The sequence below is a fragment of the Cytobacillus spongiae genome, assembly GCF_021390075.1.
Window position 1 is genome coordinate 397,623 of the sequence record NZ_CP089997.1, and the last position, 17,630, is coordinate 415,252.

Annotated in this window: 6 protein-coding genes, 6 rRNA genes and 1 riboswitch; all 12 genes read left to right on the forward strand. The window is 44.9% G+C overall.

Going from position 1 to position 17,630, the window contains the following annotated elements; genetic code table 11:
* Positions 1-186: 186 nt before the first annotated feature.
* The 12 genes from ptsG to LS684_RS02260 all read left to right on the forward strand — a co-directional run bounded on the left by ptsG (position 187) and on the right by LS684_RS02260 (position 17,350).
* Entirely contained in the window at positions 187-2,247 is a 2,061-nt protein-coding gene (gene ptsG / locus LS684_RS02205) for a glucose-specific PTS transporter subunit IIBC (RefSeq protein WP_233809522.1), read from the forward strand.
* 454 nt (positions 2,248-2,701) lie between these two features.
* Positions 2,702-4,252 (forward strand): 16S ribosomal RNA (locus LS684_RS02210).
* Positions 4,253-4,567: 315 nt separating this feature from the next.
* A 23S ribosomal RNA gene (locus tag LS684_RS02215) occupies positions 4,568-7,500 on the forward strand.
* Between the two features lie 140 nt (positions 7,501-7,640).
* Positions 7,641-7,757, forward strand: a 5S ribosomal RNA gene (rrf, locus tag LS684_RS02220).
* Between the two features lie 212 nt (positions 7,758-7,969).
* Positions 7,970-9,520 (forward strand): 16S ribosomal RNA (locus LS684_RS02225).
* A 315-nt stretch (positions 9,521-9,835) separates the two neighbouring features.
* A 23S ribosomal RNA gene (locus LS684_RS02230) occupies positions 9,836-12,768 on the forward strand.
* Positions 12,769-12,908: 140 nt separating this feature from the next.
* Positions 12,909-13,025: ribosomal RNA gene (gene rrf / locus LS684_RS02235) — 5S ribosomal RNA — on the forward strand.
* Together the 16S, 23S and 5S rRNA genes form the textbook arrangement of a ribosomal RNA operon.
* 758 nt (positions 13,026-13,783) lie before the next feature.
* Positions 13,784-15,232, forward strand: coding sequence for a sensor histidine kinase (locus tag LS684_RS02240; RefSeq protein ID WP_233809524.1), 1,449 nt, complete (start codon positions 13,784-13,786; stop codon positions 15,230-15,232).
* The gene (locus LS684_RS02245) at positions 15,229-15,918 is read left to right on the forward strand and encodes a response regulator transcription factor (RefSeq protein ID WP_233809526.1); all 690 of its coding nucleotides are present in this window, start codon (positions 15,229-15,231) and stop codon (positions 15,916-15,918) included. The genes LS684_RS02240 and LS684_RS02245 overlap by 4 nt, the downstream gene beginning before the upstream one ends.
* A 104-nt stretch (positions 15,919-16,022) precedes the next feature.
* On the forward strand, positions 16,023-16,361 hold the full coding sequence (locus LS684_RS02250; RefSeq protein WP_233809528.1) for a YisL family protein: 339 nt from the start codon (positions 16,023-16,025) through the stop codon (positions 16,359-16,361).
* 249 nt (positions 16,362-16,610) lie between these two features.
* Complete coding sequence (locus tag LS684_RS02255) at positions 16,611-17,153, forward strand: DUF2179 domain-containing protein (protein ID WP_233809530.1); 543 nt, start codon at positions 16,611-16,613, stop codon at positions 17,151-17,153.
* Positions 17,150-17,350 (forward strand): NETI motif-containing protein, encoded by a 201-nt coding sequence (locus LS684_RS02260; RefSeq protein WP_233809532.1) that lies wholly within the window; start codon positions 17,150-17,152, stop codon positions 17,348-17,350. The genes LS684_RS02255 and LS684_RS02260 overlap by 4 nt, the downstream gene beginning before the upstream one ends.
* Before the next feature lie 95 nt (positions 17,351-17,445).
* A riboswitch (purine riboswitch) is annotated at positions 17,446-17,547 on the forward strand.
* The last annotated feature ends 83 nt before the right edge of the window (positions 17,548-17,630 follow it).

Genomic DNA, 17,630 nt, shown 5'->3' on the forward strand with positions numbered 1-17,630 from the left:
CATTTTTACGTGTTACTGATTCGATCAGGCATGAGTGAAAAGGATAATTGATATCAAGTTTTATGGGTAATCTATACCTATAACACTTTTTCAGTTATTTTTTCCTCATGCCTTTTTTGTTTGCTCTATTTTTCTAAAGAATGAAAACGCTTAATGAGCAGAAAATATTATTAGGAGGTAGTTGTCATGTTTAAAAAGGCTTTCGGTGTCTTACAAAAAGTTGGTAAAGCGCTTATGCTTCCAGTAGCGATTCTACCAGCGGCAGGGATATTACTTGCGTTTGGTAACGCGCTTCAAAATCCAACTTTACTAGAAAAAGCACCTTTCTTAAATAACGGTGCAATTGAAATGATTGCATCTGTCATGGAGCAATCAGGTGGAATCATCTTTGGTAACCTCGCTCTATTATTTGCAGTTGGGGTTGCGATTGGTCTTGCTGGAGGAGAAGGGGTTGCTGGTTTAGCAGCCATTGTAGGTTTCCTAATTATGAATGTAACAATGGGGACTGTGCTAGGAATTAGTGCAGAAGACCTTAAAGGGAGCTTGGAATATGCAAGTGTTCTAGGGATTCCTACTCTTCAAACAGGTGTGTTTGGCGGGATTATAGTAGGTATACTTGCCGCCGCCATGTACAATAAATTCTATGAAATTGAATTACCATCATACTTAGGTTTCTTTGCTGGTAAACGTTTCGTTCCAATTGTTACAGCGGCTAGCTCATTAGTGTTAGGTCTACTAATGATTGTGATTTGGCCACCTATTCAAGATGGGTTAAATGCATTCTCACATAACATGGTTCATGCGAACTTAACAATTTCAGCTTTTGTTTTCGGAGTAATCGAACGTGCGTTAATTCCATTCGGTTTACACCATATTTTCTATTCACCATTCTGGTTCGAATTTGGTTCATACACAAATGCAGCTGGAGAAATCGTTCGTGGAGACCAAGCGATCTTTATGAACCAAATTAAAGATGGCGTTCAAGAGCTAACTGCAGGTACGTTTATGACAGGTAAATTCCCATTCATGATGTTTGGATTACCAGCAGCTGCTTTAGCTATCTATCATGAAGCTCGCCCAGAAAGAAAAACGATCGTAGCAGGTATCATGGCTTCTGCTGCATTAACAGCATTCTTAACAGGTATTACTGAGCCGATTGAATTTTCATTCTTATTTGTTGCACCATTATTATTCGCAATTCATACCATCTTTGCAGGTCTATCCTTTATGACGATGCATCTTTTAGACGTTAAGATAGGGATGACGTTCTCAGGTGGATTAATTGACTACATCCTATTTGGTTTAATTAATCCACAAACTAATGCATGGCTGGTTATTCCGGTTGGACTTGTATTCTCAGTAATTTATTACTTTGGATTCCGTTTTGCCATTCGTAAATTCAACCTGAAAACACCAGGTCGTGAAGATGTACAAGAAGAGGAAGAAGGAACAGCGGGTGAAGCTGGAGAGCTTCCATACAACATTCTACAAGCAATGGGTGGTCAAGAAAATATCGCTCACCTTGATGCGTGTATTACACGTCTTCGTGTATCTGTTAATGATATTAAGAATGTAGATAAAGATCGTTTGAAGAAGCTTGGAGCTTCAGGTGTACTAGAAGTAGGGAACAATATCCAAGCAATCTTTGGTCCTAGATCTGAAACGATTAAAGGTCAAATGAAAGACATTATGTCAGGTAAAAAACCTCGTCCAGTAGAAAAAGCTCCGGAAAAAGGAGTCGAGCAACAAATCGAAGAGGTAAACCCCGAGGCATTACAAACAGAAAAGAAAGAAGATAAGTTCGTTTCACCAATCAAAGGAGAAGTAAAACCAATTTCTGAAGTGCCAGATGCGGTGTTCTCTGGAAAAATGATGGGTGATGGATTTGCCATTCTACCAACCGAAGGAACAGTTGTATCTCCTGTAGATGGGAAGATTGTAAATCTATTCCCGACAAAGCATGCGATAGGAATCCTATCCGATTCTGGACGCGAAATCCTTATCCATGTAGGAATAGATACAGTTAATTTAAAAGGAGAAGGCTTTGAAACATTGGTAGCTGAAAACGACCGTGTGGAGGCTGGGCAACCTTTATTAAAAGTAGACTTAGACTACATTAAGGAAAATGCAACGTCAATCATCACTCCGATTGTGTTCACCAACCTTTCTGAAGGTGAAAAAGTAGCTATTGAAAAACCAGGAAATGTAGATTTAAAAGAAGTAAATATTGTTTCAATTACAAAATAACAAACAAAAAACCGACTTTCTTCTATAAGTAGTCGGTTTTTTAATTGTGCTCTATTAAATAGAATATATAGTTGATCAAAAAATACTGTGTATATACATATCAACATTCCTTAAATGGTGAAGTGTATATCTTTTCTCAGAAACCTTCAAATCAAATAATAGATTGGGTGTGAAGAAATATGTTTATGGTAGATAATAAGAGGGTAAATATTATATTACAAATAATTTTAATAAAAGTGGTTGACGAGTGTTTCAAAGGATGATAATATATTAAAAGTCGCAACAAACAAGTTAAACAACATTTTGAAAGTGAAAAAAGTTGTTGACTTGGCGATAAAGAAATGTTATATTAATAAAGTCGCTTCTCGGCGACGATGATTGTTCTTTGAAAACTAAACGAACCATAACGTCAACGTTTTAAATTTGTTTTAACTATTGAGCTAATCAATACTCTTTAATGGAGAGTTTGATCCTGGCTCAGGACGAACGCTGGCGGCGTGCCTAATACATGCAAGTCGAGCGAATCTTTAAAAGCTTGCTTTTAAAGATTAGCGGCGGACGGGTGAGTAACACGTGGGCAACCTGCCTATAAGACTGGGATAACTCCGGGAAACCGGGGCTAATACCGGATAATGGCTCCTAACACATGTTAGGATTCTGAAAGATGGCTTCGGCTATCACTTATAGATGGGCCCGCGGCGCATTAGCTAGTTGGTGAGGTAACGGCTCACCAAGGCAACGATGCGTAGCCGACCTGAGAGGGTGATCGGCCACACTGGGACTGAGACACGGCCCAGACTCCTACGGGAGGCAGCAGTAGGGAATCTTCCGCAATGGACGAAAGTCTGACGGAGCAACGCCGCGTGAGTGATGAAGGTTTTCGGATCGTAAAACTCTGTTGTTAGGGAAGAACAAGTACCGTTCGAATAGGGCGGTACCTTGACGGTACCTAACCAGAAAGCCACGGCTAACTACGTGCCAGCAGCCGCGGTAATACGTAGGTGGCAAGCGTTGTCCGGAATTATTGGGCGTAAAGCGCGCGCAGGCGGTTCCTTAAGTCTGATGTGAAAGCCCACGGCTCAACCGTGGAGGGTCATTGGAAACTGGGGAACTTGAGTGCAGAAGAGGAGAGTGGAATTCCACGTGTAGCGGTGAAATGCGTAGAGATGTGGAGGAACACCAGTGGCGAAGGCGACTCTCTGGTCTGTAACTGACGCTGAGGCGCGAAAGCGTGGGGAGCGAACAGGATTAGATACCCTGGTAGTCCACGCCGTAAACGATGAGTGCTAAGTGTTAGAGGGTTTCCGCCCTTTAGTGCTGCAGCTAACGCATTAAGCACTCCGCCTGGGGAGTACGGTCGCAAGACTGAAACTCAAAGGAATTGACGGGGGCCCGCACAAGCGGTGGAGCATGTGGTTTAATTCGAAGCAACGCGAAGAACCTTACCAGGTCTTGACATCTCCTGACAACCCTAGAGATAGGGCGTTCCCCTTCGGGGGACAGGATGACAGGTGGTGCATGGTTGTCGTCAGCTCGTGTCGTGAGATGTTGGGTTAAGTCCCGCAACGAGCGCAACCCTTGATCTTAGTTGCCAGCATTCAGTTGGGCACTCTAAGGTGACTGCCGGTGACAAACCGGAGGAAGGTGGGGATGACGTCAAATCATCATGCCCCTTATGACCTGGGCTACACACGTGCTACAATGGATGGTACAAAGGGCTGCAAGACCGCGAGGTTTAGCCAATCCCATAAAACCATTCTCAGTTCGGATTGCAGGCTGCAACTCGCCTGCATGAAGCCGGAATCGCTAGTAATCGCGGATCAGCATGCCGCGGTGAATACGTTCCCGGGCCTTGTACACACCGCCCGTCACACCACGAGAGTTTGTAACACCCGAAGTCGGTGGGGTAACCTTTTGGAGCCAGCCGCCTAAGGTGGGACAGATGATTGGGGTGAAGTCGTAACAAGGTAGCCGTATCGGAAGGTGCGGCTGGATCACCTCCTTTCTAAGGATATTTACATGAAAGTTGACGCTTATGGTTCGTTTAGTTTTGAGAGAGCAATCTCTCTATAACAAACTCTCTTCTTATTATAGAAGAAAGTGAACTTGTTCCTTGAAAACTAGATAATGAAATATAGAAGAAAAAAGAATTACCGAGTAATCGCCAATCTTAAGATTTTCTCTAAACAAGAAATTAGAAGGTTTCAAGACACGAGCAGGTCGAGGAAGCAACTGAGTGAGCACCGGAATGTACTTACGTACATGAGGAGCGGAGCGAAGGAAGCTGACGAAGAGATGCGATGTGTATTGAAAGCTTATAGGTTAAGTTAGAAAGGGCGCACGGTGAATGCCTTGGCACTAGGAGCCGATGAAGGACGGTACTAACACCGATATGCTTCGGGGAGCTGTAAGTAAGCTTTGATCCGGAGATTTCCGAATGGGGAAACCCTCTATCCGTAATGGGATGGAATCCTTATCTGAATACATAGGATATGGAAGGCAGACCCGGGGAACTGAAACATCTAAGTACCCGGAGGAAGAGAAAGCAAATGCGATTCCCTGAGTAGCGGCGAGCGAAACGGGATTAGCCCAAACCAAGAGGCTTGCCTCTTGGGGTTGTAGGACACTCTATACGGAGTTACAAAGGAACGGAGTAAACGAACAAGCCTGGAAAGGCTGGTCAGAGAAGGTAACAACCCTGTAGTTGAAACTTCGTTCCCTCTTGAGTGGATCCTGAGTACGGCGGGACACGTGAAATCCCGTCGGAAGCTGGGAGGACCATCTCCCAAGGCTAAATACTCCCTAGTGACCGATAGTGAACCAGTACCGTGAGGGAAAGGTGAAAAGCACCCCGGAAGGGGAGTGAAAAAGATCCTGAAACCGTGTGCCTACAAGTAGTTAGAGCCCGTTAATGGGTGATAGCGTGCCTTTTGTAGAATGAACCGGCGAGTTACGATTACATGCAAGGTTAAGTTGGATAGACGGAGCCGTAGCGAAAGCGAGTCTGAATAGGGCGAATGAGTATGTGGTCGTAGACCCGAAACCAGGTGATCTACCCATGTCCAGGGTGAAGTCCAGGTAACACTGGATGGAGGCCCGAACCCACGCACGTTGAAAAGTGCGGGGATGAGGTGTGGGTAGCGGAGAAATTCCAATCGAACTTGGAGATAGCTGGTTCTCTCCGAAATAGCTTTAGGGCTAGCCTCATGTAGTAAGAGTCTTGGAGGTAGAGCACTGTTTGGACTAGGGGCCCCCATCGGGTTACCGAATTCAGATAAACTCCGAATGCCAAAGACTTATCCATGGGAGTCAGACTGCGAGTGATAAGATCCGTAGTCGAAAGGGAAACAGCCCAGACCACCAGCTAAGGTCCCAAAGTATACGTTAAGTGGAAAAGGATGTGGAGTTGCTTAGACAACCAGGATGTTGGCTTAGAAGCAGCCACCATTTAAAGAGTGCGTAATAGCTCACTGGTCGAGTGACTCCGCGCCGAAAATGTACCGGGGCTAAACGTATCACCGAAGCTGTGGATTGACATCTACGATGTCAGTGGTAGGAGAGCGTTCTAAGGGCGTTGAAGCTAGACCGCAAGGACTGGTGGAGCGCTTAGAAGTGAGAATGCCGGTATGAGTAGCGAAAGATGGGTGAGAATCCCATCCACCGAATGCCTAAGGTTTCCTGAGGAAGGCTCGTCCGCTCAGGGTTAGTCGGGACCTAAGCCGAGGCTGAAAAGCGTAGGCGATGGACAACAGGTTGATATTCCTGTACCACCTCTTTTCCGTTTGAGCAATGGGGGGACGCAGGAGGATAGGGTAAGCGCGCTGTTGGATATGCGCGTCCAAGCAGTTAGGCCGGTAACGAGGCAAATCCCGTTACCATAAGGCGGAGCTGTGATGGCGAGGGAAATAAAGTACCGAAGTTCCTGATTCCACACTGCCAAGAAAAGCCTCTAGCGAGGAAAAAGGTGCCCGTACCGCAAACCGACACAGGTAGGCGAGGAGAGAATCCTAAGGTGAGCGAGAGAACTCTCGTTAAGGAACTCGGCAAAATGACCCCGTAACTTCGGGAGAAGGGGTGCTTTTTAGGGTGAATAGCCCTGAAAAGCCGCAGTGAATAGGCCCAGGCGACTGTTTAGCAAAAACACAGGTCTCTGCAAAGCCGCAAGGCGAAGTATAGGGGCTGACGCCTGCCCGGTGCTGGAAGGTTAAGAGGAGGGGTTAGCGTAAGCGAAGCTCTGAATCGAAGCCCCAGTAAACGGCGGCCGTAACTATAACGGTCCTAAGGTAGCGAAATTCCTTGTCGGGTAAGTTCCGACCCGCACGAAAGGCGTAACGATCTGGGCACTGTCTCAACGAGAGACTCGGTGAAATTATAGTACCTGTGAAGATGCAGGTTACCCGCGACAGGACGGAAAGACCCCGTGGAGCTTTACTGTAGCCTGATATTGAATTTTGGTACAGCTTGTACAGGATAGGTAGGAGCCTTGGAAGCCGGAGCGCCAGCTTCGGTGGAGGCATTGGTGGGATACTACCCTGGCTGTATTGAAATTCTAACCCACGCCCCTGATCGGGGCGGGAGACAGTGTCAGGTGGGCAGTTTGACTGGGGCGGTCGCCTCCTAAAGAGTAACGGAGGCGCCCAAAGGTTCCCTCAGAATGGTTGGAAATCATTCGTAGAGTGTAAAGGCACAAGGGAGCTTGACTGCGAGACCTACAAGTCGAGCAGGGACGAAAGTCGGGCTTAGTGATCCGGTGGTTCCGCATGGAAGGGCCATCGCTCAACGGATAAAAGCTACCCCGGGGATAACAGGCTTATCTCCCCCAAGAGTCCACATCGACGGGGAGGTTTGGCACCTCGATGTCGGCTCATCGCATCCTGGGGCTGTAGTCGGTCCCAAGGGTTGGGCTGTTCGCCCATTAAAGCGGTACGCGAGCTGGGTTCAGAACGTCGTGAGACAGTTCGGTCCCTATCCGTCGTGGGCGTAGGAAATTTGAGAGGAGCTGTCCTTAGTACGAGAGGACCGGGATGGACGCACCGCTGGTGTACCAGTTGTCTTGCCAAAGGCATCGCTGGGTAGCTATGTGCGGAAGGGATAAGTGCTGAAAGCATCTAAGCATGAAGCCCCCCTCAAGATGAGATTTCCCATAGCGCAAGCTAGTAAGATCCCTGAAAGATGATCAGGTTGATAGGTCAGAGGTGGAAGCATGGTGACATGTGGAGCTGACTGATACTAATCGATCGAGGACTTAACCAAATAAGAAAGCGAAGGCGACTGTACAACTTCGATAGAAGGTAGGAGCCGTGTAGCTGGACTAGTCAATTCAATGGCATTACCGTAATTCTTTCTTCTATACATTATCTAGTTTTGAGGGAACAAACCTCAAATTAAAATAGTCTGGTGATAAAGGCGAGAAGGTCACACCCGTTCCCATGCCGAACACGGAAGTTAAGTTTCTCAGCGCCGATGGTAGTTAGGGGCTGTCCCCTTGTGAGAGTAGGACGTCGCCAGGCGAAAGACACAAAGTTGTCTTTTAGATAAATAATTAACACCATAGGTGTTTAAGAATGGGTCAATGTTTTTTAAAAAAGGTATTGACGAAAAAATACTAAGGTGTTATATTAGTAAAGTCGCTTCTCGGCGACAATGATTGTTCTTTGAAAACTAAACGAACCATAACGTCAACGTTTTAATTTGTTTTAACTATTGAGCTAATCAATACTCTTTAATGGAGAGTTTGATCCTGGCTCAGGACGAACGCTGGCGGCGTGCCTAATACATGCAAGTCGAGCGAATCTTTAAAAGCTTGCTTTTAAAGATTAGCGGCGGACGGGTGAGTAACACGTGGGCAACCTGCCTATAAGACTGGGATAACTCCGGGAAACCGGGGCTAATACCGGATAATGGCTCCTAACACATGTTAGGATTCTGAAAGATGGCTTCGGCTATCACTTATAGATGGGCCCGCGGCGCATTAGCTAGTTGGTGAGGTAACGGCTCACCAAGGCAACGATGCGTAGCCGACCTGAGAGGGTGATCGGCCACACTGGGACTGAGACACGGCCCAGACTCCTACGGGAGGCAGCAGTAGGGAATCTTCCGCAATGGACGAAAGTCTGACGGAGCAACGCCGCGTGAGTGATGAAGGTTTTCGGATCGTAAAACTCTGTTGTTAGGGAAGAACAAGTACCGTTCGAATAGGGCGGTACCTTGACGGTACCTAACCAGAAAGCCACGGCTAACTACGTGCCAGCAGCCGCGGTAATACGTAGGTGGCAAGCGTTGTCCGGAATTATTGGGCGTAAAGCGCGCGCAGGCGGTTCCTTAAGTCTGATGTGAAAGCCCACGGCTCAACCGTGGAGGGTCATTGGAAACTGGGGAACTTGAGTGCAGAAGAGGAGAGTGGAATTCCACGTGTAGCGGTGAAATGCGTAGAGATGTGGAGGAACACCAGTGGCGAAGGCGACTCTCTGGTCTGTAACTGACGCTGAGGCGCGAAAGCGTGGGGAGCGAACAGGATTAGATACCCTGGTAGTCCACGCCGTAAACGATGAGTGCTAAGTGTTAGAGGGTTTCCGCCCTTTAGTGCTGCAGCTAACGCATTAAGCACTCCGCCTGGGGAGTACGGTCGCAAGACTGAAACTCAAAGGAATTGACGGGGGCCCGCACAAGCGGTGGAGCATGTGGTTTAATTCGAAGCAACGCGAAGAACCTTACCAGGTCTTGACATCTCCTGACAACCCTAGAGATAGGGCGTTCCCCTTCGGGGGACAGGATGACAGGTGGTGCATGGTTGTCGTCAGCTCGTGTCGTGAGATGTTGGGTTAAGTCCCGCAACGAGCGCAACCCTTGATCTTAGTTGCCAGCATTCAGTTGGGCACTCTAAGGTGACTGCCGGTGACAAACCGGAGGAAGGTGGGGATGACGTCAAATCATCATGCCCCTTATGACCTGGGCTACACACGTGCTACAATGGATGGTACAAAGGGCTGCAAGACCGCGAGGTTTAGCCAATCCCATAAAACCATTCTCAGTTCGGATTGCAGGCTGCAACTCGCCTGCATGAAGCCGGAATCGCTAGTAATCGCGGATCAGCATGCCGCGGTGAATACGTTCCCGGGCCTTGTACACACCGCCCGTCACACCACGAGAGTTTGTAACACCCGAAGTCGGTGGGGTAACCTTTTGGAGCCAGCCGCCTAAGGTGGGACAGATGATTGGGGTGAAGTCGTAACAAGGTAGCCGTATCGGAAGGTGCGGCTGGATCACCTCCTTTCTAAGGATATTTACATGAAAGTTGACGCTTATGGTTCGTTTAGTTTTGAGAGAGCAATCTCTCTATAACAAACTCTCTTCTTATTATAGAAGAAAGTGAACTTGTTCCTTGAAAACTAGATAATGAAATATAGAAGAAAAAAGAATTACCGAGTAATCGCCAATCTTAAGATTTTCTCTAAACAAGAAATTAGAAGGTTTCAAGACACGAGCAGGTCGAGGAAGCAACTGAGTGAGCACCGGAATGTACTTACGTACATGAGGAGCGGAGCGAAGGAAGCTGACGAAGAGATGCGATGTGTATTGAAAGCTTATAGGTTAAGTTAGAAAGGGCGCACGGTGAATGCCTTGGCACTAGGAGCCGATGAAGGACGGTACTAACACCGATATGCTTCGGGGAGCTGTAAGTAAGCTTTGATCCGGAGATTTCCGAATGGGGAAACCCTCTATCCGTAATGGGATGGAATCCTTATCTGAATACATAGGATATGGAAGGCAGACCCGGGGAACTGAAACATCTAAGTACCCGGAGGAAGAGAAAGCAAATGCGATTCCCTGAGTAGCGGCGAGCGAAACGGGATTAGCCCAAACCAAGAGGCTTGCCTCTTGGGGTTGTAGGACACTCTATACGGAGTTACAAAGGAACGGAGTAAACGAACAAGCCTGGAAAGGCTGGTCAGAGAAGGTAACAACCCTGTAGTTGAAACTTCGTTCCCTCTTGAGTGGATCCTGAGTACGGCGGGACACGTGAAATCCCGTCGGAAGCTGGGAGGACCATCTCCCAAGGCTAAATACTCCCTAGTGACCGATAGTGAACCAGTACCGTGAGGGAAAGGTGAAAAGCACCCCGGAAGGGGAGTGAAAAAGATCCTGAAACCGTGTGCCTACAAGTAGTTAGAGCCCGTTAATGGGTGATAGCGTGCCTTTTGTAGAATGAACCGGCGAGTTACGATTACATGCAAGGTTAAGTTGGATAGACGGAGCCGTAGCGAAAGCGAGTCTGAATAGGGCGAATGAGTATGTGGTCGTAGACCCGAAACCAGGTGATCTACCCATGTCCAGGGTGAAGTCCAGGTAACACTGGATGGAGGCCCGAACCCACGCACGTTGAAAAGTGCGGGGATGAGGTGTGGGTAGCGGAGAAATTCCAATCGAACTTGGAGATAGCTGGTTCTCTCCGAAATAGCTTTAGGGCTAGCCTCATGTAGTAAGAGTCTTGGAGGTAGAGCACTGTTTGGACTAGGGGCCCCCATCGGGTTACCGAATTCAGATAAACTCCGAATGCCAAAGACTTATCCATGGGAGTCAGACTGCGAGTGATAAGATCCGTAGTCGAAAGGGAAACAGCCCAGACCACCAGCTAAGGTCCCAAAGTATACGTTAAGTGGAAAAGGATGTGGAGTTGCTTAGACAACCAGGATGTTGGCTTAGAAGCAGCCACCATTTAAAGAGTGCGTAATAGCTCACTGGTCGAGTGACTCCGCGCCGAAAATGTACCGGGGCTAAACGTATCACCGAAGCTGTGGATTGACATCTACGATGTCAGTGGTAGGAGAGCGTTCTAAGGGCGTTGAAGCTAGACCGCAAGGACTGGTGGAGCGCTTAGAAGTGAGAATGCCGGTATGAGTAGCGAAAGATGGGTGAGAATCCCATCCACCGAATGCCTAAGGTTTCCTGAGGAAGGCTCGTCCGCTCAGGGTTAGTCGGGACCTAAGCCGAGGCTGAAAAGCGTAGGCGATGGACAACAGGTTGATATTCCTGTACCACCTCTTTTCCGTTTGAGCAATGGGGGGACGCAGGAGGATAGGGTAAGCGCGCTGTTGGATATGCGCGTCCAAGCAGTTAGGCCGGTAACGAGGCAAATCCCGTTACCATAAGGCGGAGCTGTGATGGCGAGGGAAATAAAGTACCGAAGTTCCTGATTCCACACTGCCAAGAAAAGCCTCTAGCGAGGAAAAAGGTGCCCGTACCGCAAACCGACACAGGTAGGCGAGGAGAGAATCCTAAGGTGAGCGAGAGAACTCTCGTTAAGGAACTCGGCAAAATGACCCCGTAACTTCGGGAGAAGGGGTGCTTTTTAGGGTGAATAGCCCTGAAAAGCCGCAGTGAATAGGCCCAGGCGACTGTTTAGCAAAAACACAGGTCTCTGCAAAGCCGCAAGGCGAAGTATAGGGGCTGACGCCTGCCCGGTGCTGGAAGGTTAAGAGGAGGGGTTAGCGTAAGCGAAGCTCTGAATCGAAGCCCCAGTAAACGGCGGCCGTAACTATAACGGTCCTAAGGTAGCGAAATTCCTTGTCGGGTAAGTTCCGACCCGCACGAAAGGCGTAACGATCTGGGCACTGTCTCAACGAGAGACTCGGTGAAATTATAGTACCTGTGAAGATGCAGGTTACCCGCGACAGGACGGAAAGACCCCGTGGAGCTTTACTGTAGCCTGATATTGAATTTTGGTACAGCTTGTACAGGATAGGTAGGAGCCTTGGAAGCCGGAGCGCCAGCTTCGGTGGAGGCATTGGTGGGATACTACCCTGGCTGTATTGAAATTCTAACCCACGCCCCTGATCGGGGCGGGAGACAGTGTCAGGTGGGCAGTTTGACTGGGGCGGTCGCCTCCTAAAGAGTAACGGAGGCGCCCAAAGGTTCCCTCAGAATGGTTGGAAATCATTCGTAGAGTGTAAAGGCACAAGGGAGCTTGACTGCGAGACCTACAAGTCGAGCAGGGACGAAAGTCGGGCTTAGTGATCCGGTGGTTCCGCATGGAAGGGCCATCGCTCAACGGATAAAAGCTACCCCGGGGATAACAGGCTTATCTCCCCCAAGAGTCCACATCGACGGGGAGGTTTGGCACCTCGATGTCGGCTCATCGCATCCTGGGGCTGTAGTCGGTCCCAAGGGTTGGGCTGTTCGCCCATTAAAGCGGTACGCGAGCTGGGTTCAGAACGTCGTGAGACAGTTCGGTCCCTATCCGTCGTGGGCGTAGGAAATTTGAGAGGAGCTGTCCTTAGTACGAGAGGACCGGGATGGACGCACCGCTGGTGTACCAGTTGTCTTGCCAAAGGCATCGCTGGGTAGCTATGTGCGGAAGGGATAAGTGCTGAAAGCATCTAAGCATGAAGCCCCCCTCAAGATGAGATTTCCCATAGCGCAAGCTAGTAAGATCCCTGAAAGATGATCAGGTTGATAGGTCAGAGGTGGAAGCATGGTGACATGTGGAGCTGACTGATACTAATCGATCGAGGACTTAACCAAATAAGAAAGCGAAGGCGACTGTACAACTTCGATAGAAGGTAGGAGCCGTGTAGCTGGACTAGTCAATTCAATGGCATTACCGTAATTCTTTCTTCTATACATTATCTAGTTTTGAGGGAACAAACCTCAAATTAAAATAGTCTGGTGATAAAGGCGAGAAGGTCACACCCGTTCCCATGCCGAACACGGAAGTTAAGTTTCTCAGCGCCGATGGTAGTTAGGGGCTGTCCCCTTGTGAGAGTAGGACGTCGCCAGGCAACAAAAAAGTAGCTCATATGGAGCTACTTTTTTTATGTTTTAAGGGCAATAATACGTCATTTTAGAACACCTATAATTAAATATTGAAGAATTCAAGCGGAAGTAAGAAAAAGTGCGGGCTTTCTTTTTACAAAAAATTAGTCTATGAGGCCTTTACTATTTATCAATTTTGAAACAAATCCTGCCCCCTCTTAAATGTATTCAGCTGTCCTTTACTACAATATGTTAGAAAACGTCTGTTAAACTAACAAAAATAGAATAAATAAAGGTGAATATAAATCTAATAATCTATACAGACCTATGAATATGTTATTATGAGCGAAAATAGAGACCCTGTGAGCGAATATTTGTCTAATCTGAGCGAAAATAGCTCGAATGCGAGCGGAAAATAATAATAGTGAGCGAAAACAGTGAGATAGTGAGCGTATTGCATGAAAAAGGAGCGAACGCTCAGTCAAATGTATCACACACCAACACCATCTCACTTTACCAATCCAATACCCTAAACTACCCTAACCACCCACCCTCAAAATTTCCTACACTTCGTTTTCACAAGCTTATTTAAGAAAATATTAATAAATAGTTTAGAAAAGCTTTAGAATCCTAGGTTATCCTTATATTCGTACTAGACAAGGAGTTACCCAAGGTGAAGCATCGTTTTCTGTGAACATGATAAGATAATGAAGAAGATGTCACACCATGTTTCAAAAACCTATGTATCTATGAACACATCCTTACTAATGGAGTGGACCTAATAATGACTATACGAAAAAAGTTAATTTCTTCGTACATTGCCATATTTATTGTTCCTGTACTGCTGTTTTTAATGGCTCTTACTGCTTTGTTTTTTTTATTTGCGGGAAAGGATTATTTTATTAATCCAGAATTAAATAAAAATCAAGCAGAAGTAGAGCATGAAATCTTCTCGCACTTGAAGCTGATGACTACATACAGCTCGAACCAATTAGTTAATCCAGAGTATCTAGAGGAAATTAGTGAGCGCTTAAGTGAATCAAATCTATTTTTAATTGTCCGAGTAGAAGAGGATATCATCTTTCGTTCAAAGGAAATTAATAGCTACTCATTTGCTGAATTCTTAACTCCTTTTGGAGCATTTAAGAAGCATTCTCATGATTATGTGACCATCGAACAGAAGCCGTTTAAATTCGAGCAGCACGATTTCTATTTTCCAGATCAGCAGCAAGGAAGTATCTTTCTTGTAAAGGAAGCGAGTCTGATTGAGCAATTTACGTTAAAGTATTTTCCCTGGCTACTTGTGATGTTATTGTTCATTCTCGTGATAACGAATGGTACGATATCTTATCTTGTATCAAGGGATATTATCCGGCCATTAACAGCATTAAAAGATGCAACAGAGAAGATCATGGATGGAGACTTGGACTTTGAAATTGAGACGAATCGAAATGATGAAATAGGTGCTCTATCATCTTCCTTTGAGGAGATGCGTGATCAATTGCAAAAGTCACTGGATCTTCAATTGAAGTATGAGGAAAATCGGAAGCTCTTACTTTCCAATATATCTCATGACTTAAAAACGCCGATTACCTCCATCAAAGGGTATGTTGAAGGGATACAGGACGGGATTGCAAATAGCCCAGAGAAATTTGAACGTTATATTTCTACCATTTATAAAAAAGCAAATGATATGGATGGAATGATTGATGAGCTCTTCTTATATTCTAAGCTCGACCTTAAGCGAATTCCTTTTAACTTTGATCATGTCAATTTGATTGCATATATGGAGGATTGTGTAGAGGGTCTTTCTCTTGAGTTTGAAGAAAAAGGAGTTTCCATTTCATTTGCCCATAATGGAGATAAGCCTATCTATGCTTTTGCGGATCGTGAAAAGTTAATGAGAGTGTTTTCGAATATTATAATAAATAGTATCAAATATATGAATAAAGAAAATGGACAAGTGGTGTTATCTTGTGAGGTTAGAGCCGATGTTGTTGAGGTTGTAATTAAAGATAATGGTCCAGGAATAGCGAAGGAGGCTATGCCGTTTATATTTGAACATTTTTACCGAGCGGATGCTTCTCGAACGAGTCAACGAGGAGGCAGTGGTTTGGGCTTAGCCATTGCTAAGCAAATTATTCAGGAGCACGGTGGTGACATTTGGGTTAATCCGAATGTGATAGAGGGTACAGAAATCCATTTTACGTTAAAAAGGGTGGTAAGAACATGAAGAATATTCTGATTATCGAGGATGATTCAAGTATTGCAGAATTGCAAAGAGACTATTTAGAAGCCGAGGGATATCTAGTCGATATTGAGTCTGAAGGGGATAAGGGGCTAAAGCTTGCTATGGAAAGAACCTATGATCTGTTTATTCTAGACTTAATGCTTCCGAATATAAATGGCTTTGACATTTGTAGGCATATCCGCAAAGAAAAGGATGTCCCCATTATTTTTGTATCAGCGAAAAAAGAAGATATTGATAAAATAAGGGGCTTTGGTTTAGGAGCAGATGATTACTTAGTGAAGCCATTTAGTCCAAGTGAATTAGTTGCTCGAGTGAAGGGGCACATCTCACGGTATGAGAGATTAATCGGAAAGAATGGGGCAAAAAACAAGGAAATTATAGTAGGAAATATCCAAATGGATGTGGAGGATCGAAAGGTATTTGTAAATGGTAAGGAAGTGATGTTAACTTCTAAGGAATTTGACTTATTGCTATTTTTAGTGAATAATCCAAATCATGTATTTAGGAAAGAAGAACTATTTGAGCGGATTTGGGGGTATGAATCAGTCGGAGATGTTGCGACAGTAACGGTTCATATTCGGAAGCTTCGTGAAAAAGTAGAGAGCAACTCTTCAAGTCCCCAACATATTGAAACAATATGGGGAGCAGGCTATCGTTTTAAGCTGTAGGTTTGTTTTTTATCTTTATTTAATAAAAATTTAATAGTTCCTTTAGAAATTTTTTAGAGATGGTTGTTATTCTACAAATGAAGTTATTTATAGGAGGAATTAGAATGATTCATGCACATGTTACAACTTGGTTTATCGCTCTTATCTTATTTTTTGTGAGCTTTAGTCTACTTAGAAAAGGAAATATGAGAGGGCAAAAGATCACACACATGATTTTGAGGTTGTTTTATTTGCTTGTTTTAGCAACAGGTGGTCATCTCCTCTCACTCTATCAATTTTCTAGTTTAGCTTTACTGAAAACGTTAATCGGTGTACTTGTAATTGCATCAATGGAACTAGTATTATCTAGAGGCAAGAAAGGGAAGCCTGTTAAAAACTTCTTGATCTTATTTGCTTTGTCACTTGTACTTGTACTGTATTTCGGATATGTAGTGTTAGGATAAAAGGGCGATTTCGTCCTTTTTTTATTGGGGAAATATTGTTTCATCCAATAAGAAACAGGAAAACATACTTAATAAGTAAGTGAGTAGTATACCGAATTTTAAAAAAATAGATAAAACACTTCATAAAGAACTTTTTCTTATGTAAAATAGGAAATTAACAGCTTGGTGAAAGAAAATTGCTACGTTTTAAACGCTTAGTAGGAAATTGTAGAAGATTTCCTCCATGTGTGACTTGAAAGGAGGAGTAAAGTGTTAGAAAACAGTTTTGTAATGGTAGCCATAATATTGGTGATAAATATCGTGTACGTGTCTTTTTTTACGATACGAATGATATTAACGTTAAAAGGACAAAGGTACACTGCAGCTGCTATTAGCACAGTTGAGGTACTAATTTATGTCGTTGGACTAGGACTAGTATTGGATAATTTAAATGAGATTCAGAACCTTATTGCTTATGCAATCGGTTATGGAATTGGTGTTGTGGTAGGAATGAAAATTGAAGAAAAGCTTGCTCTAGGATACATCACTGTCAATGTGATTACGAAGGAATATGATAAAGATCTTCCCAAAATTCTACGTGAAAAAGGGTATGGGGTAACCAGCTGGGCAGCAAATGGTTTAGAAGGAAATCGAATGGCGATGCAAATTTTGACACCTAGAAAATATGAATTGAAGCTCTATCAGACCATTAAGGAATTGGACTCTAAAGCGTTTATTATTGCATATGAGCCGAAGACCATTCATGGTGGCTTCTGGGTGAAATCTGTTAAGAAAGGAAAGTTATCTCCATGAGCCAGCCAAATAGAAAGCAGTTTGAAGTTTTGGAAAATGAAACCATTAGTTGTTGTCTAGAGCGAATAAAAGAGGAGGGGTATTTCCCGGTTCGCCGTACGGAAAAGCCTATTTTCAAAGAAATCACAAAAAATGGTCAGGTAGATTATGAACCTGCTGGTAGAAAAATTATATTTGATGCGAAGAGAATAGAATAGGTTAAAACACGAACATTATATAAATCAAGTTAATAATTGTTCGATTTTTAGTTGACATGTTCAAATCAGAGTTGATAAGATATAGGTAGTAAAAACACGAACATAAATTTAGCCCTCATATAATAATGGGAATATGGCCCATAAGTTTCTACCCAATGACCGTAAATTATTGGACTATGAGGGAAAGCTGATATGCCCGTTATCGAAACAGGTCCTTTTATTATGGGGTCGTTTCCTTTTAAGCCCGGACAAATTGCTTTCCCTTGTTGTGGAAACAATT